Consider the following 21,746-nt stretch of genomic DNA (forward strand, 5'->3'; position numbering starts at 1 on the left):
GAAAAGCGGCAAGCGCGACAGCATCGTGCTGGCAACCAAAGTCGGCATGGAGCTGTCTCCGGAGAAAACCGGCCTCAAGCCGGCTTACATTCGTCAGGCGGTAGAAGATTCGCTGCGCCGCCTGCAGACCGACGTCATCGATCTTTATCAGGCGCACCGCGATGATGACGCGACGCCGCTGCTGGACACGCTGAAAGCCTTTGATTCGCTGATCAAGGAGGGCAAAGTGCGTGCCATTGGCGCGTCCAACTACAACGCTAAACGTCTGCAGGAAGCGCTGGACGTGAGCAAGCAACATGGCCTGGCGCGCTATGAAACCCTGCAGCCGGAATACAATCTCTACGATCGCCAGGAGTATGAAAGCGGTCTGGAGCAGGTTGCGGTGAAAAATGGCCTCGGCGTGATTAACTACTATTCGCTGGCCAGCGGCTTCCTCAGCGGTAAGTACAAAAAGCCAGAGGATGCCAGCAAAAGTCAGCGCGGGCAGGGCATCGTCGACAAGTACCTGAATGAACGCGGTAAGCGCATTGTTGAAGCGCTGGAAGATGTCGCCGCCTCGCACGATGTGTCGGCAACGCAGGTGGCGCTGGCGTGGCAGATTGCCCGTCCGAGCATTACCGCCCCGATTGTCAGCGCCACGTCGCTGGAGCAGTTGGATGAGTTGGTGAAAGCCACCCAGCTCGAGCTCAGCAAGCAAGAGATCGAAGAGCTGGCGAGCGCCAGCAAACTGTAAGGTTTTCAGGGACGCTGCGGCGTCCCGCTATTTTCCAGCTCTGCCTCACAAAAAATGCCATTTCCCACAAAAGATTTTCAATCATCGACAGACGTCACAATTGCGCTAACGCACTATCATCCTGCGGTAAACTGCGCACATATTTGCAAAAACTGACAAATCCTCAGCACTATCCTCTGTTCGATCCATTCCAGTAACTTCATATAAGAATAACCATCATGAACAGAAAAGAAGCAGTGCAGCATTTACCCCGCCTGGCAGCGGGAACTCTGATGTTTGCGATGCTGAGTGCATCTGCGCTGGCCGCTGATGCTTTCAGTTACGACTCTCCCTATATGTTTGGTGATTGGGGCGGTTACCGAACGCAGCTGGAAAATGACGGCATAAAATTCGACGTTAACTACACCATGGAAAGCGGCTCCAATCTGGCGGGCGGCGCCGATACCAACACCTCAATGCGCTACAGCGATCAGTGGGCGTTTGGCGCTAACTTCGACCTGGAAAAACTGCTCAACTGGCAGGATGCGCAATTCCAGATGACGATTACCGATCGTAATGGTCAGAACATTTCCGACCAGGTCGCCGATCGTCGCACCGGCATGTTGTCCTCCACTCAGGAAGTATACGGACGCGGCCAAACCTGGCGTTTAACCCAGTTCTGGTTAAGCAAAGGTCTGTTCGATAACACCGTGAACCTGAAAGCCGGTCGCGTTACCGTCGGTGAAGATTTCGATAACTTTGACAGTAAGTTCCAGAACCTGGCGTTCGGTAGCGGCCAGGCCGGTAACTGGCGTGGCGATCGCTGGTTCAACTGGCCGGTGTCCCAATGGGGCGGCCGCGTGAAGGTGAATATCACACCTGAAGTGTTCTTCCAGGTGGGCTTCTATAACCAGAACCGCGCCAACTACGATCGCGGCGACGGATTCCGTCTTGATACCAGCAACTCCGAAGGCAATCTGGTGCCGGTAGAGTTGGGCTGGAAACCGACGTTAGGCGCCGACAAGCTGCCGGGTAATTACCGTATCGGCTATTACTACTCTTCGGCTAACGGCGATAACTACGGCAGCTGGCGCGATGGGGCTTATCAGAGCCAGGATCACGCTTACGGCGGCTACGTGCTGCTGCAACAGCAACTGACCGCGCAGGGCGGCGATGCCAGCCGTGGTTTGGGCGTCACCGTTCAAGCGGTGATGAACGACCACAAAACCTCGAAAACGGATAATTATCAGTCGGTGAGCTTCACCTGGAAAGGGCCGTTTGATGCGCGTCCGCAGGATGAGATTGGTGTGGGTGCGGCACGTATTCACGTTAACAGCGCTTACACGCGTTCGCAGCGTGAGCAGAACAACGCGAACGGTGAGACTGACTTCAATAGCCCAACCTACCTGCCGATTCAGGATGGCTCAGAGTACAACTATGAGATCTACTACAACGCGCAGCTGACCAAATGGCTGCAATTGCGTCCGAACCTGCAATATGTGGTGGCGCCGGGGGCGGTAAGTGAAGTGAAAGATGCGTTTGTGGGTGGGATCAGTGCGAACGTGAATTTCTAATCTGGCAGAATGTGTGACTTTGCCCTCTCCCTTTGGGAGAGGGCAGGGAGAGGGGATTATCTGAACATCACTTCAGCCCAGCGGGCGAGGCCGGCGGTCACCGAGGCGAAGTCATCGCCGCTGGCGATAGGCGTATCGGGCAGCGCCTGCTGTAACGCCGCACGCAACACCGGAGAACGTGCGCTACCGCCGGTGAGATAAATCACTTCCGGCTTGGTTTCGCAGGTGGCGAGCGCCAGATGCACTTGCTCCAGAATGCGTTCCAGCGGTTGATTAATCGCTTCTTCCAGCTGCGCAGCACTAATTTGCGCCTGCAATTGCGCGGCGATAAACGCCAGCGAGGCATCGGTCTCTTTCACCTCCGACAGCGCAATCTTGCTCTCTTCCGCCGCACGCACCAGACGATAGCTCAGCTTCTGCTGCCACACTTTCAGCAGGTGCGCCACTTTGTCGCTGTGTTCAGCATCGCGAATCAAATCGCGCAGCAGTTTGCCGCTGGCCGCGGAATAGAAGTCGCTTTGTGCCGGAACGTCGTTGATCGCCACCGCATTCCACCACGGCAGCGCGGGCAGCGCGGTGCCTTTCTGCGTATTGCCACCGAGCCCCAGCAGCGGCATCAGGGTTTTAAACGCCAGCATAATGTCGAGATCGTTTCCGCCCACGCGGCATCCGCTGTGGCCAAGTAAACTTTCACGGCGATCGGTTTTATGACGCCATTCCGGCCCCATCAGCAGCATCGAGCAGTCGGTGGTACCACCGCCGATATCGACGACTAATACGCGCGTCTCTTTCTGCAGCGTGGCTTCGAAATCGAGGCCCGCCGCCACCGGCTCAAACTGGAACTCCACATCACGAAAACCGGCGCGCTGTGCCGCACGCAGCAGAATGCCCTGCGCCTGCTGGTTAGCCTCTTCGCCGCCTAAACCCTGGAAGTTAATCGGGCGGCCAATCACCGCTTGCTCAATCGGGCGATCGAGCTGGGTTTCGCCTTGCTGACGAATGTGCAGCATCATCGCGCACACCAAATCTTCAAAGAAGGCGATCTGCTGTGGCTTCAGGCCGTTAGCGCCGAGGAAGGATTTCGGTGACTTCACGAACCACACTTCTTCGGGATCGACCATATATTGCTGCAGCGCGGTCAAACCGAACTGCACGCTGCCCGGCGTGACGTCGATATCTTCTTCGCGGTTATAGCGCAGCGCACGCTGCAATAAGGCGGTGCCTTCGCTGTCCGGCGTTGGGACTTGATGATGGCGATGCAGCCATTCGCTGATCGCTTCACGCGTTGGCGCGCAAATCATGGAGGGAAGCAGGCGCTGACCATTCTCCAGTGTCAGCAGGCGCGGCGTGCCATTATCGCTGACCGCAATTGAGCAGTTTGCTGTGCCGTAATCGAATCCGATAAACATATTTATCCCCCATGCCGGAAAAAAGGGGGCGACTTTAGCGCAGCCAGCGCGGGCTGGCAATGGGCAGACGTGGCAGATTACATCTGCACTTCCTGATAAACGTGATACTGACCACGGCCCGCGTGTTTTGCGCTGTAACAGGCGACATCGGCCTGTGACATCACCACATTGCTGATGCAGTTACGTTGATCAATTTGCGTGATGCCGGCACTCGCGCCGACGTGATAAGTCTGCTCCTGCCACATAAAGCGATATTCGCTCACGGCGGTGACGATACGCTGCACCACGTCGCGCACCTGATCCACTTCGCAATTCGGCATTAGCACGCCAAATTCGTCGCCGCCCAAACGCGCCAGCATATCGCTGCTGCGCAGATGATGCGGCATCAGCTCTGCCAGTTCGCGCAGCAGCGCATCCCCGGCGGCATGCCCGGCGGTATCGTTCACCGCCTTGAATTTATCCAGATCGATAAATACCAAGACGTGATGGGTGTGGTTGGCCGCCGCATCGTTCACCAACTGCTTCAAACGCTGCTCGAAGCTGTGGCGATTTGGCAGGCGCGTCAGCATGTCGTGTGAAGCGCTGTAGCTCAGGCGCTTCATCACCTTGCGCGATTCACTGACGTCCTGAATAACCATCACCGCGCCGATGCTGGCGCCGGTCAGGGTTTTCAGCGGCGTGATGCTGTAGTGGATCTCCACGCGCGTGCCGTCTGGTGTATGCAGCACCAGCTCTTCATCGAGTTCGGGAGAGATTTTTTCGTCCGGCAGCTGGCACAACAGCAAATTATCGACGCGCGGGCCGCTCGCGCCGCGCGTGATGTTAAGCAGTTCGGTAATGGGTACGCCTGCGGCTTTTTCCTGTGGCCAGCCGCTCAGCGTTTCGGCCACCGGATTCATAAAGGTGACGCGCATTTCATCATCGGTACTGATCACCGCTTCACCGATGGAATCGAGGGTGATCGCCATGCGCTCTTTTTCCTGGAACAGCGCTTCATTCAGCGCGCGCAGCGGCGTGATGTCCTGACAGATGCCGAGCATACGTTCAATCTGCCCATCCTGACTCAGAATGCGGTTGGCCTCAGAGCGCACGTAGCGCGGGCCTTCCGGTAAATTAATCCGGTATTCCAGCTGGAAAGCGCTGCGGCGTTCGATGGCCTGCTGCACCGCAAGCGTGGCGGTTTCCCGCTCGGCCGGATCAAGCAGATGCACCCACAGATCGTAGGTGGGCGTCTGGTGCGGACTTAAGCCAAATAGCTCATACATGCGCTTGTCCCACAACATCTCGCCGGTCAGCAGATTCCACTCCCAGACGCCAATGCCGCCAGCTTCATTGGCCAGCGTGATGCGCTCCATCAAGCGGCGATTAACCTGCTCACTCTGCTTCAGTTCGGAGATATCGATAATCTGCGCGATGAAGTAGTGCGGCTGTTGCGCGGCGTCGCGCACCATCGATACCGTCAGGCGCGCCCAGACGATTTCGCCATCCTTGCGGAAATAGCGCTTCTCCATGGTGTAGGTCATGATTTCACCCGCCACCAATCGCTCCAGCTGCTGTAAATCGTTGTTGAGATCGTCGGGATGGGTGATTTGCTGGAAGGTGAGCTTTTTCAGCTCATCGGCCGGGAAACCCAGCGTCTGGCACAGCGAATGATTGACCTGCTGCCAACCGCCATTCGGCGAAACCAGCGCCATGCCAATCGCGGAGTATTCCATAGCGTTACGGAAGCGGGTTTCACTCTCGCTGATATGATGCTTCTCGCGCTGGAAGGCATCCATCACCAGCGCCATCACGTGGCTCGGCAGCAGCACCAACAGAAATGGCAGCCATGTGCTGACCTGGCCGAGCAGCATGCCGTTTTGCGCCAGGTTGACCCAGTTAAAGGCCAGCAGAATCGAGATGAAACTGGCGTTGAGGAAGAACAGCAGAAACGCTTCGAACTTGGGTAGCCGCACCGAGCACCAAAAAAGAATCACCACAATAAAAGTGAAGGGCCACGGCAGAAAACGCAGCGATAAATAGCTGGCGAGCAGCGTGCCGAACAGCGTCAGGCTGGTTTCCAGCTGCCGGCCTGGCGTCAGGATGTGGCGCAGCGGTTTATTTGGCCACAGCAATAACACCGGACCAAACGCCAGCACGCCGATCACCTCAGAAATCACCCACGTCGAGAAGAAGGGCAGTGACGCATTGCTGCCCACATGCAGCATCCACAATGCCACGACGCCACCTAACAGCGGGGCAATCAGTCCGGCGCACAGGGCAAAGCGCACCCAGTCGAGTAACGAATTGAGCGGGGCGCGGCGATCGAGCAGCGCTCGCAGCATCACGCCGCCCAGAATCGCCTGTACCATATTTAAGATGGCGAACTTAATGTTACTGAGTGCGGGACCAATAATGATCAGATTGGCCAACGCGGTACCCAGTACGCAGGCAAGCAGCAGCAAGGGAACGTGTTTGGAGTGGGCGCGAAACACGATCACCGTCATCAGCGCGGTGGAGTACCAAAGCGGCGAAATACGGCCACTGACAACAATCAGTTCCAGGCAAAATAGCGTCAGTAGAAAAGTGAGCCCGCCAATGAGCAAGGCATTGAGCCAGGTTCGCTGTGGCCTTTCCTGTGAAGTTAGTATCTCGAGGGTCATGCAAGAATCCAGCAGCGCGCACCTGATTCACGATGGAAAATGCGCCAATCAATCACTATTTTGCATGCTAGCACATCTGTTTGAGATGTCTGCGGGGAATTCGACTTTAGTCGTTATTCACTGAATTGATTGGCCCTTTGCGCGCAAAGGGCCAAACGGGATTAGCGAAAAAGATCGGCGCGGGTAAACGGCTTTTCTAAGCCGGCAAGATTGGCAGAGAAGCGTTCGAGGAACTGTTGCGTGGTGGCGACGCGGCCGTGGCTCAGCAGCAACAGCGGCACCAGCAGCGCGACGCCAATCTGCGGCAGGCTAAAGCCCTTTAGTGAAGTGCGGCGCTGCGTCAGCAGGAATGCGGTGCTAAGCGTAAAGCCAAGCATCAGGCCCGCCAGCACTTCGCTTTTGGAGTGCGCGTGGATGACCAGGCGCGACAGGCCAACCATCAACGGGATCAGATAGCCGATGCCAATGGTAAACAGGCGCCAGCGCGGCGACCAGCGGCCGGAGATCAGCCACATCATCACCGGCCAGAGCGTGGCCGACATCGCGCTGTGGCCGCTGAAGCCGGTAAAGTTGAATCGGGCGCTACCAATGCCAAAGCCGAGAAACAGGATTTTCGAGACGCTCACCACCAGGCCAGCCAGACCAAACGCCAGCACCCAATACCAGACGGTTTGGCGGTTGTCGCTTTTCCATGGCAAGACCAGCGCGATGATCACCGCGGTCGGGATCAGCAACATGCTGTCGCCAAAATAGGTCAGGGTTTTCCAGCTCATACTTTTCCTTGCGGCTATATTCGGAGTGCCAACGCCGGCTGCAGTGTTGGCAGATGAACAGTGTATCGATTAAGCGTCTGGCTGCAAAAGGGGATATTCTGAAAAGCCGTTGGCCCATTTCTCTGGCATCAACCCGGTGAAATACCTATAATTGCCGCCAACTAACCCTCTCATTCGGCCCGTTGCAGCTTCGGCTTAGGCAGGCTCCAGTTATCAGGTCTTAAAAAAGTATGACTGACAAGTCTCATCAGTGCGTGATCGTTGGCATCGCAGGTGCATCCGCATCCGGAAAAAGTCTTATCGCCAGCACGCTCTATCGTGAAATCCGTGACCAGGTCGGTGACGAGCATATCGGTGTGATCCCCGAAGATGCCTACTACAAAGATCAGAGCCACCTCACCATGGAAGAGAGGGTGAAAACCAACTATGACCATCCAAGCGCAATGGATCATGATTTGCTGCTGCAACATCTGCGCGCCATTAAAGCTGGCCAGGAAATTGAGTTGCCGGTTTACAGCTATGTTGAGCACACGCGCACCAATGACTGCATTCGCCTGCAATCGAAGAAAGTGATCATTCTCGAAGGGATTCTGCTGTTAACCGATGCGCGCCTGCGTCAGGAGATGAACTTCTCGATCTTCGTCGATACGCCGCTGGATATCTGTTTGATGCGCCGCATGAAGCGCGATGTGAATGAGCGCGGTCGTTCCATGGATTCGGTGATGAGTCAGTACCAAAAGACGGTACGCCCGATGTTCCTGCAATTTATCGAACCTTCCAAACAATACGCTGACATCATTGTGCCGCGCGGCGGGAAAAACCGTATCGCGATTGATATCCTTAAGGCCAAGATTAATCAGTATCTTTAACAACAGCGCGTCCGCGTAGACGTGACGCGCTGTTGTCGCCTTTCGCTACACTTAACACATGGAGTACCAGCGATGAGATTATGCGATCGCGATATTGAAGCCTGGCTGGATAACGGAAAACTGGCGATTGATCCGCGTCCGCCGGTGGAACGTATTAATGGCGCCACGGTGGATGTGCGTCTCGGCAACCAGTTCCGCACCTTTAGCGGCCACACGGCACCTTTTATTGATTTGAGTGGTCCAAAACACGAAGTCAGCGCCGCATTGGATCGCGTGATGAGCGATGAAATCGTGTTGCCGGAAGGCGAGGCATTTTTCCTGCATCCCGGCGAATTGGCGCTGGCGGTGACGCTGGAATCGGTGACCATTCCCGATGATTTAGTCGGTTGGCTGGATGGACGTTCTTCGCTGGCGCGTCTGGGATTGATGGTGCACGTAACCGCGCACCGTATCGATCCGGGCTGGCAAGGTCGCATTGTGTTGGAATTCTATAATTCGGGCAAACTGCCGCTGGCGCTGCGCCCTGGCATGTTGATTGGCGCATTGAGTTTTGAGCCGTTGTCGGGCCCGGCTGCACGTCCTTATAACCGCCGCGAAGATGCAAAATATCGTGGTCAACAGGGCGCTGACGCCAGCCGTATCGACAAAGACTGAAGAGGATTTGATGAGAAGAGTGATAACGACGTTGGCCATCCTGTTAGTGGTGGTCGTAGCGGGCATGACGGCATTGGTGTTGCTGGTCAATCCCAACGACTTTCGTACCTACATGGTACAGCAGGTGGAACAACGCAGTGGTTATCAGCTTCAGGTCAGCGGCGATCTGCGTTGGCATGTCTGGCCGCAGCTCAGCATTTTGGCGGGTCGCATGAGTTTGACTGCGCCCGGCGCGGCACAGCCGATGGTGACAGCGGAAAATATGCGTCTGGATGTCAATCTATGGCCGCTGCTTTCCCATCAGCTTAGCGTCAGCCAGGTGATGCTGAAAAACGCCATCATCCGCGCCACGCCAGACAGTGCGCCACAGAAACCGAGCGGCGCGCCGGTGGGGCCAGGCGATGCCGATGCCGATGCCGGAAACAGCATCGATAAAGGCTGGACATTCAACATCGGCAAACTGCGTCTGGCAGATAGCCTGCTGATTTGGCAGCAGCAGGACGGTGATGAGTACAACTTCCGCGATCTCAATCTCAACCTCGATCAGGATGCCAGCAAGCAGGCGAATTTTGACCTCGCCACGCGTGTTTCCCGCAATCAGCGTAATCTCAGCGTGAATCTCAAAGGGCAGATGAATGTGGCGCAATATCCGCATCGTCTGGTCGGTGAAATCGATGAGTTCAACTACACGTTAGATGGCGCCAACCTGCCGCCGCAAGGCATTAAAGGAACGTTGAGTGCGCAGGGTGAATGGAATGCGGATAATCAGCAATTCTCACTGCAAAAGATGCAACTCAGCGCCAACGACAGCACGCTGGATGGCAGCGCGTCGGGGCGTCTCGCCTTGCCGCAACAGCTGAATCTGGCTTTGCATGCCACTACACTCAATATCGACAATTTGATGGCGAGTGCGCCGATTAACGATAGCAGCGCAACACAACATGCCAGCGTGGCGCGCACGCCGGTGATTGCTGAACCGCGTAATCACGACAACAGCGATTCGCCGCTCAATCAGATGGATTTTTCGCTCAATCTCACCGCCGATAGCAGCGTATGGCGCGGTTTGACACTGAATAATTTGCAGATCGATGCCAGTAATCAGCAAGGTTTGATGACGGTGACCAAACTGCAAGGCAAATTTGGCGACGGTCACTTCTCCATTCCCGGTTCGGTGGATATTCGCCAGCCAGTGACGCAAGTGGCGTTGCAACCTGAAATCGATAACATTGCGATTGCGCCATTATTGAAAGCGCTGGAGTTGCCGCAGACGCTGCAAGGTACCGTTTCGCTCAAAGGGGATTTGAGCGGCGCTGGATTGAGCGTTGAAGAAGCCAAACGTAACTGGCAGGGCAGTGCCGATCTGGAAGCCGCTAATTTGCAATTGGCGCAGCTTAACCTGCAACAAATGGTACGCCGTGCGGTGGCGCGAGTGAGTAATCGCGTGAGTAACGATCAGCCCGACGATCAGGGCATTCAGCAACTCAGCGGTCGCGTCAGCCTGAAGCAGGGCAACATCAGTTTGCCGGATCTGCAAGGTGGCAACAGTCGTATGGCGGTGCAAACCAAAGGCAATATCGACATGGTGAAGCAACAGCTTGATGTCACCATCAATATGATGCTGCGCGGTTGGCAGGGCGACAGTAAATTAGCGGGCCTGCTCAATCAGCAGACCATTCCGCTGCGTATGTACGGTGACTGGAATAATTTGCAGTACTCATTGCCGATTGATGATGTGGTGCGTCAGCAACTGCAAAATGAGGCGAAGTCGCGGTTGAATGATTGGCTGGATCGCCAGCAGCCTGCCAAACAGCCATAATCAATGTCGGTCGCCTTTATGGCGACCTGATTACATTGAGGCAAGCGGCAAAATCTCCACCTTCTGCACACGATGGTTCTCCACCTGCAAGGTGCGCAGCATATAATCGCCTATTTGCAACTCTTCGCCTTCCTGCGGCACATGTTGCAGGCTATCCATCAACAATCCCGCCAACGTGTGGTAATTACGCCTCTCATCGAGCGGCAATCGCACATACACCGCCAAATCCTCCAGCGGCATATGCCCATTGGCTATCCAGCCGCCATCGGGCAGCGGCTGAATATCATAGCGCGCATCCACTTTTTCTCCTTCAATCGGCAGATTACCGGCGATAGTTTCCATCAGGTCGCTAAGCGTCACCACGCCCTCTACCGAACCAAATTCATCCACCACAAAGGCGAAGTGGGTGCGCGCGTTGCGGAATTGCTCCAGCGCTTGTAGCAAGGTGACGCGTTCGGGAAAAATCAGCGGCTGACGGATTAGGGCACGCAAATCGAGCGATTTGCTGTGTAGCGATTGATGCAGCAGATCGATAACGTGTACCACGCCGAGCGGATCGCGTCCTTGCTCGGTCACCAAAATGCGTGTGTGCTGATTGCGGTCGAGCTTCGCCATGATGTCTGCGGGATCTTCGCTTAAATCGATATGCTCAACGTCATGGCGCGACGTCATGATGCTGTTAATCTGCCGCTGGCCTAATCCCAGCACGCGCGCAATCATGCGGCGTTCCTGGCGATTAAACAGCGCGCCTTCTTCATTGTTGTCGCTCACCAGCGAGGCGGTGTCTGAATCCAGCTCAGCACGCTGCGCTTCACCGCGTAATATACGCAGCACCGCTTCTGAGGTGCGTTGACGCAGCGGACGACCTGCGTTGAGGAAGCGGCGACGGTTAAACATCGCCAGCTGATTCAGTATCTCAATCAGGATCGAGAAGCCAATCGCCGCATACAGATAGCCTTTCGGGATAATAAAGCCCAAACCTTCAGCCACCAGGCTGAAACCAATCATCAGCAAGAAGCTCAGGCAAAGGATGACAATGGTAGGATGACCGTTGACGAAGCGCGTCAGTGGCTTGCTTGCCAGCAGCATCAGCAGAATGGCGATGGTCACCGCTGCCATCATCACCGGTAATTCATTAACCATGCCAACGGCAGTGATTACCGCATCCAGCGAGAAGATGGCATCCAGCACCACAATTTGCGCAACCACTGGCCAGAATTTAGCACCGTTCTTATTTTGACCATCATCTTCGTCGCCGCCCTCAAGGCGACTGTTCAGTTCGGTGGTGGCTTTATAAAGAAGAAACAAGCCGCCGCATAACAGCAGCAGATCGCGCGCACTGAAGCTGTGCTGCCACAGCGTAAACAGCGGTTGCGTCAGCGTAACCAGCCAGGAAAGTGAGGCCAACAGCGCTAAACGTGAGAAAAGCGCCAACAGCAATCCAATCACGCGCGCGCGATCGCGTTGGGTTGGCGGTAACTTTTCGACGAGGATGGCAATGAAAACCAGGTTATCAATGCCCAAGACCAATTCCAGAACGATTAGCGTTACTAATCCTGCCCAGAGTGACGGATCAACGATCCATTCGAACATGCGTTAATCACCTTAATGTCTATCGATTGAGCTTAATCTGATGATAGTGAAACGTGGCGGTGGGCACAAATAGCTTCCGACTCACTGAATCCGCTGCACAGCTTAATCAGCAAGAATATTCCTAATGGCACGTTTGTATAGACAATATGAAAGTATGGATAAACAACGTAGCGGAATGGGGTTAACTATTTATTCATATCCGCAGCGAACTACGTGCATTTTTAATGCAAAGTAATGACAAGCTGAGTATCGAATTAATCTGAATTTTGCAGCGGAAAGACCTGAAAGGGCTGGCATCAATACTTATGGCTGGTAGTCTTTTTCCTAAAATAGTGCAGGGAAGACGGGGCCTACTTGTAAACAAGCCAGTAATAACTAGTATAGCAACGTGTTAGTAAATGTCTGCGCCAACGTTGTTAATAGCGTGCTCCTAAGCCTTTTAATGTTGTGAATTGTGATCGCACGCGGACCACGGCCAGTAATTAGCTCAGAAATGCCGCATAAAACAGGCTGTAAATAGGATGACGAAAGCGGTATTGGCAGCGACAGCCAAGGGCGGTAGCGTGCCTGAAGCGCTTTTTTCTGGGTTAACACGTCTGTCACTGTGGCAAGGGAAGTCAGACTTATCTGTTGGTATTAATCGTAATTATCTTGCTTACTAAAGCGAGAATTGGTTTTTCCTCCAGAGAATTTGCCGCAGATAGCCTCAAAAAATGCAGCGAATATAACGCTCATTTATTAAACAGGGCCGAGGCGTTAGGGATTAGGGAAATAATATAAAAGAGTTAAATATGCGCGATAACGAAATTACATATAAAAGTCTTCTGACCAAAATTTTACTGGCGTGCTCGGATTTAATTTGTTTCAACGCGGCATTATTTATTGCTATGTCGCTGATTAATTCCTTCACCGCTTCTCCATTGGCAGATATATCTGAAAAATACCTGCATTTAAAAATAGCCACACACATTGCTCTATCGGTTATTTGCGTAGGGTGGTTCTGGGTTCGCCTGCGTCATTATACTTATCGCAAACCATTCTGGTTCGAGCTCAAAGAGATATTTCGTACCATTCTTATTTTCTCTGTCATTGATTTGTCAATTTCAGCACTTTCACAATGGCAGATGTCGCGCTTTGTTTGGGTCACCACCTGGATTTTAGCGTTGATTCTGTTGCCGCTGGCACGCGCTATCTCTAAACGCGTACTGAATCATTACGGCATGTGGAAGAAGCAAACCATCATCATCGGCAGCAGCCGTAACGCGCAGGAAGCCTGGCAGGCACTGCAAAGCGAAGAGGTGATGGGTTTTGATGTAATCGCCTTCTTCGATGTCGATGGCAGTTGCCCGCAAGCCAGCATTTCGGGTGTACCGGTGCTGCACAATGAACAAGAGTTGTGGCAGCTGACCAACAGCGAAACCCAATTCATCGTGGCGGTCGAGTTCGAACAGAGCCAACACCGCGACAACTGGCTAAAAATGTTGGCGATGCACAATTGCCGTTCGGTTTCAGTGATTCCCACATTGCGTGGCGTGCCGCTGTACGGTACTGACATGGCCTACATCTTTAGCCACGAAGTAATGATTCTGCGTGTTAACAACAATCTGGCGAAACGCACTTCGCGCTTCCTGAAACGCGCATTCGATATTGTTGGCGCCTTGAGCATCATCCTGGCGTTGTCACCGGCGTTACTGGTGCTCGGTTTTATGGTCGGACGCGATGGTGGGCCGCCAATCTACGGACACGAACGTGTTGGCCTCAGCGGCCGCAAATTTAAATGCCTTAAATTCCGCTCGATGGTGATCAACTCGAAAGAGGTGCTGGAAGAGGTGCTGCGTACCGATCCGGTCGCACGCGCCGAGTGGGATAAAGACTTCAAACTGAAAAACGATCCGCGTATCACCAAAGTCGGTCACTTCATCCGCAAAACCAGTCTGGATGAGCTGCCGCAGCTGTGGAACGTGGTACGTGGCGACATGAGCCTGGTTGGCCCACGTCCGGTAATTGAAGATGAACTCTGCCGTTATGCCGGTGATGTCGATTATTACCTGATGGCGAAACCAGGCATGACGGGATTGTGGCAGGTTAGCGGTCGTAATGACGTTGACTATGAAACGCGCGTCTATTTCGACTCGTGGTATGTGAAGAATTGGTCGCTGTGGAATGACATCGCGATTCTATTTAAGACGGTTGGCGTTGTGCTTAAACGAGACGGCGCCTATTGATAGACCGCAGGGCAGGGGACGAAATATTGTCCCGGCCTGAAAACGCCGGTGCTGGGTAGGTGGTGATAACAACTGCCCTGAGCCTAAATAGAGTGGGGTATTTGCCGACGAATGAATCACCCACTTTACTTGATGTCGTCTTTTGACACGGTGACAACATAAAACCAAGGGAGCGCATAATAATGACCCACAGTTTCAGTGTTTAACCCGTCACAATATTTTTTGTAAGACGCTTACACAGCGGGCGATTTCGCCTCTATCAATCATTAACTGATAGCGAAGAATCAGATGATAATGAAAATTAAATTGATACCTTTATTGGTATCCGCAGCCTTTCTCTCCGGATGTACCATTGAACCGGGTTCGAGTCTTTCCACCAGTGGAAAAGATGTTATAGAGCAACAGGATAGCAACTATGACATCGACAAATATGTAAACGTCTTCCCGCTGACGCCGCGTCTGGTCGAGCAGATGCGTCCGAAGCCGTTAATCGCGCAAGCTAACCCTGCGCTGCAAACCGAAATTCAAAGCTACGAATACCGCGTTGGCGTGGGTGACGTATTGAACGTTACCGTCTGGGATCACCCAGAGTTGACCACACCGGCCGGTCAGTATCGTAGCGCCAGTGACACCGGTAACTGGGTTCAGGCCGATGGCACTATCTTCTATCCATACATTGGTAAAGTACGCGTCGCCGGTCGTACCGTGACCGAGATCCGTACCGAAGTTGCGCGTCGCCTCGCACAGTTCATTGAGAGCCCGCAGGTTGACGTCAACGTTGCCGCGTTCCGTTCGCAAAAAGCCTACGTGACCGGATCGGTAACCACCTCCGGCCAGCAGGCAATCACCAACGTACCGTTGACCGTGCTTGATGCCGTCAACGCCGCCGGTGGTTTAGCGGCCGACGCTGACTGGCGCAACGTGGTGCTGACGCACAACGGCAAAGAAAACCGTCTCTCGCTGCAGGCGCTGATGCAAAACGGCGACCTGAGCCAGAACCATCTGCTCTATCCGGGCGATATCCTTTACGTGCCACGTAACGATGATCTGAAAGTCTTCGTCATGGGCGAAGTGAAACAGCAGTCAACGCTGAAGATGGACCGTAGCGGCATGACGCTGGCCGAAGCACTGGGCAACTCGCAGGGTATGGATCAAACCACCTCTGATGCCACCGGTGTGTTCGTCATTCGTCCGATTCGCGGCGCGAACCGCACTAAGATTGCCAACATCTATCAGTTGAATACCAAAGATGCGGCATCAATGGTGATGGGTACTGAATTCCAACTGGAGCCGTACGACATTGTCTACGTCACCGCAACGCCTCTTACCCGTTGGAACCGTGTGATTTCAAGCCTGCTGCCGACCATCGTCGGAATTGACGATGCCAGCTCCGCGGCGCTTCGTTTCCGTAACTGGTCGAACTAAGGTTTAGCCATGATTAAGTCCGTGTTAGTCGTCTGCGTTGGCAACATTTGCCGCTCCCCAACCGGGGAGCGTCTGTTTCAGCGTTCACTACCAGAAACCCGGATTGCCTCGGCAGGGCTTGGCGCTCTGAAAGGTTATCCGGCGGATCAAACTGCCCTGGATGTGGCCGCCGAACACGGCGTGTCGCTCGAAGGCCATCAGGCGCAACAGTTAACGGCCAGCATGTGCCGTGACTATGACCTAATTCTGGTAATGGAAAAGCGTCACGTTGAGCAGGTAAATCGCATCGACCCAGCCGCTCGCGGAAAAACCATGCTGCTTGGGCACTGGCTCAACCAACAGGAAATTGCGGATCCGTACAAAAAAAGTCGCGAGGCCTTTGAAGAGGTCTACGGGTTACTGGAAAACGCTACCCAGAAATGGGTCAACGTATTAAGCCGATAGTTGGGAATATCCATGAATATCAAAAACAAGGTTATGACCGCGCCAAAAGAAGATTCGAATGGATGGGATCTGGCGCATCTTGTGGGACAGCTGATTGATCATCGCTGGATCATTGTTGCCGTTACCGCCTTCTTCATGTTGGTGGGGACGCTCTACACACTGTTTGCTACACCGATCTACAGCTCTGATGCGTTAGTACAGGTTGAGCAGAAAAATACCAGCTCGGTTCTGAATGAACTGGACAGTATTATCCCGCAAACCCCGGCTTCCGATACCGAGATCCAGATTCTGGAATCACGTATGGTTATCGGCAAAACCGTGAACGACCTCGGTCTGGATACCGTGGTAACGCAGAACTACTTCCCGGTGATTGGTAAAGGTTTGTCGCGCCTGATGGGCAATAAGCCGTCAGACGTGGCGATCTCACGCCTGGAAATTCCACGCACAATTGATAAGCGTACCGTTCAACTGGAAGTCACTGGCCCGGATTCATATACCGTGTCAGCGGATGGCGACGAGCTGTTCAAAGGTAAAGTTGGCCAGTTGGAGTCGCACGGTGAAGTCACCATGCTGGTGAGCGGCATTAACGCCGATACCGGCACCAGCTTCAGCGTTACCAAATTGAACGATCTGCAAGCGATCAACTCGGTACTGGCGAATCTGACCGTGGCCGATAAAGGTAAAGACACTGGCGTATTAGGCCTGGAATATCTGGGTGAAGACCAGGTTCAGGTCAGCAAAGTGCTGAACCAAATCGTCGACAACTATCTGCTGCAGAACGTGCAACGTAAATCTGAGCAGGCAGAGAAGAGCCTCGAGTTCCTGCGCAATCAGCTGCCAATGGTACGTGGCAAGTTGGATGAAGCAGAAGATAAGCTGAATACCTACCGTCGCCAGAACGAATCGGTTGACCTGTCACTCGAAGCGAAATCTGCACTGGATTCTTCCGTCAGCGTACAAAGTCAGCTGAACGAACTGACTTTCCGTGAAGCTGAAGTGTCTCAGTTGTTCACCAAAGATCACCCGACTTATCGCGCCTTGCTGGAAAAACGCAAAACGTTGGAAGGTGAGCAGGCGCAGTTGAACAAAAAGATTTCTCAGATGCCACAAACGCAGCAAGAGATCTTACGTTTGACGCGTGATGTGCAGTCTGGCCAGGAAATCTACATGCAATTGCTGAACCGTCAGCAAGAGCTGGGTATCAGTAAAGCCAGTACCGTCGGTGATGTGCGTATCATCGATACCGCAGAAACCGGCAACAGCCCGGTTGCACCGAAAAAACTGCTGATCATCGCTGCCAGCTTCATTCTCGGTTTGATGATTTCGGTCGGTGTCGTGCTGATGAAAGCGCTGATGCATCACGGTATCGAGAACCCGGATCAGCTGGAAGAGCTGGGCATGAACGTCTACGCCAGCGTACCGCTGTCAGAGTGGCAGCGTAAGAAAGATACTGAAGCGCTGGCGCGTCGCGGCAACAAGTTGAAAACCGATCCGCACGATACGCTGCTGGCATTGGGTAACCCAACTGACTTGTCCATCGAAGCGATTCGTAGCCTGCGTACCAGCCTGCACTTCGCGATGATGGAAGCCAAAAACAACATCCTGATGATTACCGGTGCCAGCCCAGGAATTGGTAAAACCTTTATCTGTGCCAACCTGGCAACGTTGGTGGCAAAAGCCGGTCAACGCGTGCTGTTCATCGATGGTGACATGCGTCGTGGTTATACCCACGAACTGTTGGCCGCCGAGAACAAATCCGGTCTGTCAAATGTGCTGTCGGGCAAAACTGAATTTAGCCCGGCGCTGATTCAGAAAGGGGCTTACGGTTTTGACTTCCTGCCACGCGGTCAGGTGCCACCAAACCCATCTGAGTTGCTGATGCATCGTCGCATGGGTGAGCTGCTGGATTGGGCGAGCAAGAACTACGACCTGGTGTTAATCGATACGCCTCCGATTCTGGCGGTAACCGATGCATCCATCATCGGTAAACTGGCCGGTACCTCGTTGATGGTGGCGCGTTTCGAAACCAACACCCCGAAAGAGTTGGATGTCAGCTACAAGCGCTTTGCGCAAAACGGCATTGAAATCAAAGGTGTGATTCTGAACGCCGTGGTTCGTAAAGCTGCTAATGCTTATGGTTATGGTTACGACTATTACGATTACGAGTATGGCAAACCAACCAAAAGTTAATTTACCCGTCATTGAGCATCATTAATGACGCTGGGTAATCCGGTGGAAGAGGGGCGGTTTACCGCCCCTTTTTATGGCACCGTTTGAATGACGACACGCAACGATTTGCACAGGTGATTCTCTCTGTGACGCCAAAATAAGCCACTAATGCGCGCGTTAATCAGCAGAATTCATCATCAACATAGCTAATGTCCGCACGCGACTTAAGGTGGCGAATTTGCGCGACACGCTGAAAGGGAAGCACTTCAGCGCCAGCCACTGTTGGCATGAGAACTTGTGGAATTAAGGAATCACACCATGGCTCCATATTGGTATTTATCAGGGTTTTTACTGCTGCTCGCGTTAGTTGAAATCCTGTTGAAAAAAGACGAACGCACTACTCACATTCTGTTTTATCTGCTGTGCATCGCCACCGTGACGCTGATTGTCTTCTCCGGTATTCGCGGGCTGGGCACCGGCATGGACGATTACCAATATCGCAGCTTCTTTGCCGACTTCGTCCGCCGTATTGAGGTCAATGGCTTCTTCAACACTGTGGCCTTCTTCCGTTACGAGCCACTGATTTTTGCTATCGCCTGGATCACCAGTTTGTTCTCGCACAATGCGAGCATTTTCCTGTTTGTGTTCAGTATCCTGGCGGTATCGACCAACGCCGTGTTCTTCAAAAAGATGTCGCCGTACCCGGTATTGGCGATGGCGCTGTACTCCGCGCACATCTTTATCAACAAAGACGTTAACCAGATCCGTTTTGGTTTGAGTTCTGCGCTGTTTCTTGGCGTGATTTGGACGATTTACCTCAAGCAATATTGGTGGGCGTTTGCCTTCTTTATTCTGTCGTTCCTCAGCCACAACACCGCCGTGATGGTGGTGACGATTATTCCGTTCCTGTTCATCCGCGAATCACGCTGGTGGCCGGTGGCGATTATCGTCATGAGTGTGCCGCTGTCGGTGGTGGGCGGAACCGGGTTTATTGCCTTGATTGCCGGACATCTGGGATCGATGGGTGAAAGGGCCGCCGGTTACAGCAACGAAGCCTCGAATGCCGGTGACGGCAGCGTAGTTTCGGTTTCGAACCTGAAAAACATCATGCTGGTGTTCATCTTTGTCTACTTCATGCTCAGCAATCAGCTTAAGCGTGAACAGTACGACGTGTGGCGCCTTAACTACCTGTTAATCCTCACCTTCGCAATTGGCGGCGGTATCAGGATCTTCTTCTATAACTACTCGTCGGGTGCACGTCTGTCGAACTATCTGCTGCAAGTTGAGCCGATTATTTTGACCTCGCTGATTTATCAGTCGAAGCGCGTATTGAAACCCGCGATGTTTGCGATGTTTGCTTTCTTCCTTGTTTATTACCTCTATTACAACACGATCTCACTGAAGCAAGCCGTTGTTGGCTATGAAGTTGCTCGTGAATTCAAATTGTTCCATTAAGCCTTGAGAGGAAATATGCGGAAGACATTGATGGCAGTTTTGTTGAGCGCTGCGCCGTTACTGGCGCAGGCTGACAATCATCCTTTTGTTATCGCGGCCTACGGCGATTCCACCACCGCGGGCGTCACAGGCTCCGGCGGGCGCAACATCATCAGCCAGAACAATGAAGTGAGCTTTTTGCAGCAGATGTTGCGCGCCAAATATGGCAACAACATCGAAGTGAAAAATCACGGCATGCCGGGCGCGCAGGTATCGGTGCTGGTTTACAAGGAAGACAACACGCCAATGGATTGGTCTGATCGCATGGCGAAATCCGACGCCGATATGATCCTGATTAACTACGCGATTAACGATGCGCGCATTAACTTTTTCAAAGACAAAGGTGCGCGCATTGAAACGCCGCAAGAGTACAAACGCATCATGACCGAGCTGGTGCAGGGCGCCAAAGCACATAACAAGCTGGTGGTGTTGCAGGAACCGAATCCGATTTGCGGTAAAGCCGAACAATGGAACGTCTGGCCGTATGTTTATCAATTAAATGAAGTGGCTAAAGAGCAACAGGTTCCAATCGTGAAGCAATTCAGCGTGATTAAGCAAAATCGCGACTGGCAATCTGAGATGTCGCCTGATTGCATTCACCCCAATGAGATGCTTTATAAACAGAAAGCAGAAAGAACCTTCGAAGTCTTGAGCAGCAATTTTGATCACGTCTTTTCGCAGCACAGCAGCTAACCCAACTCAGATTCAGGAGCTGACATGTATGTATTAATCATGGTGCTGTCATTTTGTCTGGCGCTAATCATTCTCCGCGTATTCTCCTTTCACAAAGGGGTTTATAACGAAAGCGGGATTAAAAGTATCTCTGGGATGCGTGCGTTGCTGGCCAGCATCGTGGCGTTTTCACATTTCGCGCACTACATCTATTCTCAGAATGGACAGTGGGTGTTCGATAAAGACTATTTTGCCTGGTTCTCGGAAGGTAATTTCTTCGTCAACTCCGGCAAGTTTGGTGTGCTGCTGTTCTTCATGATCTCCGCCTTCCTGTTCTATCGTTGGCTGGATAACGAAGCCATGACGCCAGGACAATTGACCAGCAAACTGCTGAAAGGGCGTATTCGCCGTATCGTGCCGATGTTCTGGTTCTCTGGTTTTGTCATCATTGTGGTTGGTTTGGTGCAGGGCGATCTGGCGATCAACGGCACGTCGATCAAAGACGCGGTAATGTGGTTGCTGTTCGTCGGCAGCTATCGCATTGGCGATTTCATGACCGCCGACGTCAACGCCGGTGTCGAATGGACGCTGCGCCTGGAATGGCTGCTGTATCTGTCAATTCCGCTGATTTACGTCATCAACCGCGCGACCCAAGGCAAATACAAAACCTGGCTGATTCTCGGCTCAATCGGCGCGATTTTCTGCGTCGCTGTCGGCTTGCGCTTGTGGGGTAAAACCTACACCGATCCGCGTCCGGTGCTAGGCTTCGCCATGGGTTATATGGCCTATAAATATCGCGATCTGTTTGCCCGCTATAAAACCTCGAGCCTCGCCGGTGGCGCAGTCATTCTGCTGTCGCTGTTCGCGCTCTCCTTCACCAGTAACACCTTCTGGTATCTGATTTTCCTCTGCTGCCTGACGGTGATCTTCTTTATTGTTAGCAGCGGCAATTCGGTATTCGGCATTCTGGAAAATAAAACCCTGATGTCGATTGGTGAGGTGAGCTACAGCCTGTATCTGATTCACGGCGTGGTGCTCTATTTCATCAAACAGATCCCGGAATCGCTCTATCCGCATTCATTCCTGTTCTACACCTTACTTTCTACGCTGTTCTTTGTTGCCTCGTTCTATGTGGCGAAATTGACTTACTTGTTCGTCGAAAAACCGTTTATTGGCAGCGGCAGCAAGAAGAAAGTGGCGATGAAGACTTCGCCAACAAATTAGGACATCACCCATTATTCTTTTGAGCCCACGAGTTATATCATTGATTTTGTA

General features: G+C 53.1%; 16 protein-coding genes. 12 read left to right on the forward strand and 4 right to left on the reverse strand.

The window, feature by feature from the left end; all coding sequences use genetic code 11:
* Nucleotides 1-733: aldo/keto reductase (locus tag ABDW13_RS19405; RefSeq protein WP_343554182.1), on the forward strand; the 733-nt coding region annotated here is incomplete at its 5' end.
* Nucleotides 734-951: 218 nt separating this feature from the next.
* A complete protein-coding gene (locus ABDW13_RS19410) occupies nucleotides 952-2,286 on the forward strand; it encodes a carbohydrate porin (RefSeq protein WP_167391199.1) in 1,335 nt (444 codons plus the stop codon).
* A gap of 56 nt (nucleotides 2,287-2,342) precedes the next feature.
* Here ABDW13_RS19410 and yegD read toward each other — a convergent pair whose 3' ends face one another.
* The 3 genes from yegD to ABDW13_RS19425 all read right to left on the reverse strand — a co-directional run bounded on the left by yegD (nucleotide 2,343) and on the right by ABDW13_RS19425 (nucleotide 7,110).
* Nucleotides 2,343-3,695 (reverse strand): molecular chaperone, encoded by a 1,353-nt coding sequence (gene yegD, locus ABDW13_RS19415; protein WP_110866643.1) that lies wholly within the window; start codon nucleotides 3,693-3,695, stop codon nucleotides 2,343-2,345.
* Nucleotides 3,696-3,772: 77 nt separating this feature from the next.
* Complete coding sequence (locus ABDW13_RS19420) at nucleotides 3,773-6,337, reverse strand: diguanylate cyclase (RefSeq protein WP_343554183.1); 2,565 nt, start codon at nucleotides 6,335-6,337, stop codon at nucleotides 3,773-3,775.
* Between the two features lie 161 nt (nucleotides 6,338-6,498).
* Nucleotides 6,499-7,110 carry a phosphatase PAP2 family protein gene (locus tag ABDW13_RS19425; protein WP_101763357.1) on the reverse strand — a complete coding sequence of 204 codons (612 nt, stop codon included), beginning with the start codon at nucleotides 7,108-7,110 and terminating at the stop codon, nucleotides 6,499-6,501.
* 230 nt (nucleotides 7,111-7,340) lie between these two features.
* On the opposite strand from ABDW13_RS19425, the gene udk reads away from it, so the two are divergent.
* From udk to asmA, 3 genes are all read left to right on the forward strand, one after another.
* On the forward strand, nucleotides 7,341-7,979 hold the full coding sequence (udk, locus tag ABDW13_RS19430; RefSeq protein ID WP_343554184.1) for a uridine kinase: 639 nt from the start codon (nucleotides 7,341-7,343) through the stop codon (nucleotides 7,977-7,979).
* Nucleotides 7,980-8,051: 72 nt separating this feature from the next.
* Nucleotides 8,052-8,633, forward strand: a complete 582-nt coding sequence (gene dcd / locus ABDW13_RS19435; protein ID WP_034824828.1) for a dCTP deaminase — start codon at nucleotides 8,052-8,054, stop codon at nucleotides 8,631-8,633.
* A gap of 10 nt (nucleotides 8,634-8,643) precedes the next feature.
* Nucleotides 8,644-10,449, forward strand: coding sequence for an outer membrane assembly protein AsmA (gene asmA / locus ABDW13_RS19440; RefSeq protein WP_343554185.1), 1,806 nt, complete (start codon nucleotides 8,644-8,646; stop codon nucleotides 10,447-10,449).
* Nucleotides 10,450-10,479: 30 nt separating this feature from the next.
* Here asmA and ABDW13_RS19445 read toward each other — a convergent pair whose 3' ends face one another.
* Entirely contained in the window at nucleotides 10,480-12,042 is a 1,563-nt protein-coding gene (locus ABDW13_RS19445) for a TerC family protein (RefSeq protein ID WP_343554186.1), read from the reverse strand.
* A gap of 791 nt (nucleotides 12,043-12,833) precedes the next feature.
* On the opposite strand from ABDW13_RS19445, the gene wbaP reads away from it, so the two are divergent.
* From wbaP to ABDW13_RS19480, 7 genes are all read left to right on the forward strand, one after another.
* Complete coding sequence (gene wbaP, locus ABDW13_RS19450; RefSeq protein ID WP_343554187.1) at nucleotides 12,834-14,267, forward strand: undecaprenyl-phosphate galactose phosphotransferase WbaP; 1,434 nt, start codon at nucleotides 12,834-12,836, stop codon at nucleotides 14,265-14,267.
* A 294-nt stretch (nucleotides 14,268-14,561) separates the two neighbouring features.
* Nucleotides 14,562-15,692, forward strand: a complete 1,131-nt coding sequence (locus tag ABDW13_RS19455) for a polysaccharide export protein (protein WP_343554188.1) — start codon at nucleotides 14,562-14,564, stop codon at nucleotides 15,690-15,692.
* 9 nt (nucleotides 15,693-15,701) lie between these two features.
* Nucleotides 15,702-16,136, forward strand: a complete 435-nt coding sequence (locus ABDW13_RS19460) for a protein tyrosine phosphatase (protein ID WP_343554189.1) — start codon at nucleotides 15,702-15,704, stop codon at nucleotides 16,134-16,136.
* Nucleotides 16,137-16,148: 12 nt separating this feature from the next.
* Nucleotides 16,149-18,326, forward strand: a complete 2,178-nt coding sequence (gene wzc / locus ABDW13_RS19465) for a tyrosine-protein kinase Wzc (protein ID WP_343554190.1) — start codon at nucleotides 16,149-16,151, stop codon at nucleotides 18,324-18,326.
* A 297-nt stretch (nucleotides 18,327-18,623) separates the two neighbouring features.
* Complete coding sequence (locus ABDW13_RS19470; RefSeq protein WP_343554191.1) at nucleotides 18,624-19,760, forward strand: EpsG family protein; 1,137 nt, start codon at nucleotides 18,624-18,626, stop codon at nucleotides 19,758-19,760.
* Between the two features lie 30 nt (nucleotides 19,761-19,790).
* Nucleotides 19,791-20,492, forward strand: a complete 702-nt coding sequence (locus tag ABDW13_RS19475; RefSeq protein WP_343554192.1) for an SGNH/GDSL hydrolase family protein — start codon at nucleotides 19,791-19,793, stop codon at nucleotides 20,490-20,492.
* Nucleotides 20,493-20,516: 24 nt separating this feature from the next.
* Nucleotides 20,517-21,695, forward strand: a complete 1,179-nt coding sequence (locus ABDW13_RS19480; protein WP_343554193.1) for an acyltransferase — start codon at nucleotides 20,517-20,519, stop codon at nucleotides 21,693-21,695.
* Nucleotides 21,696-21,746: the final 51 nt, after the last annotated feature.

Source organism: Pantoea sp. (assembly GCF_039594315.1).
GTDB lineage: Bacteria > Pseudomonadota > Gammaproteobacteria > Enterobacterales > Enterobacteriaceae > Pantoea.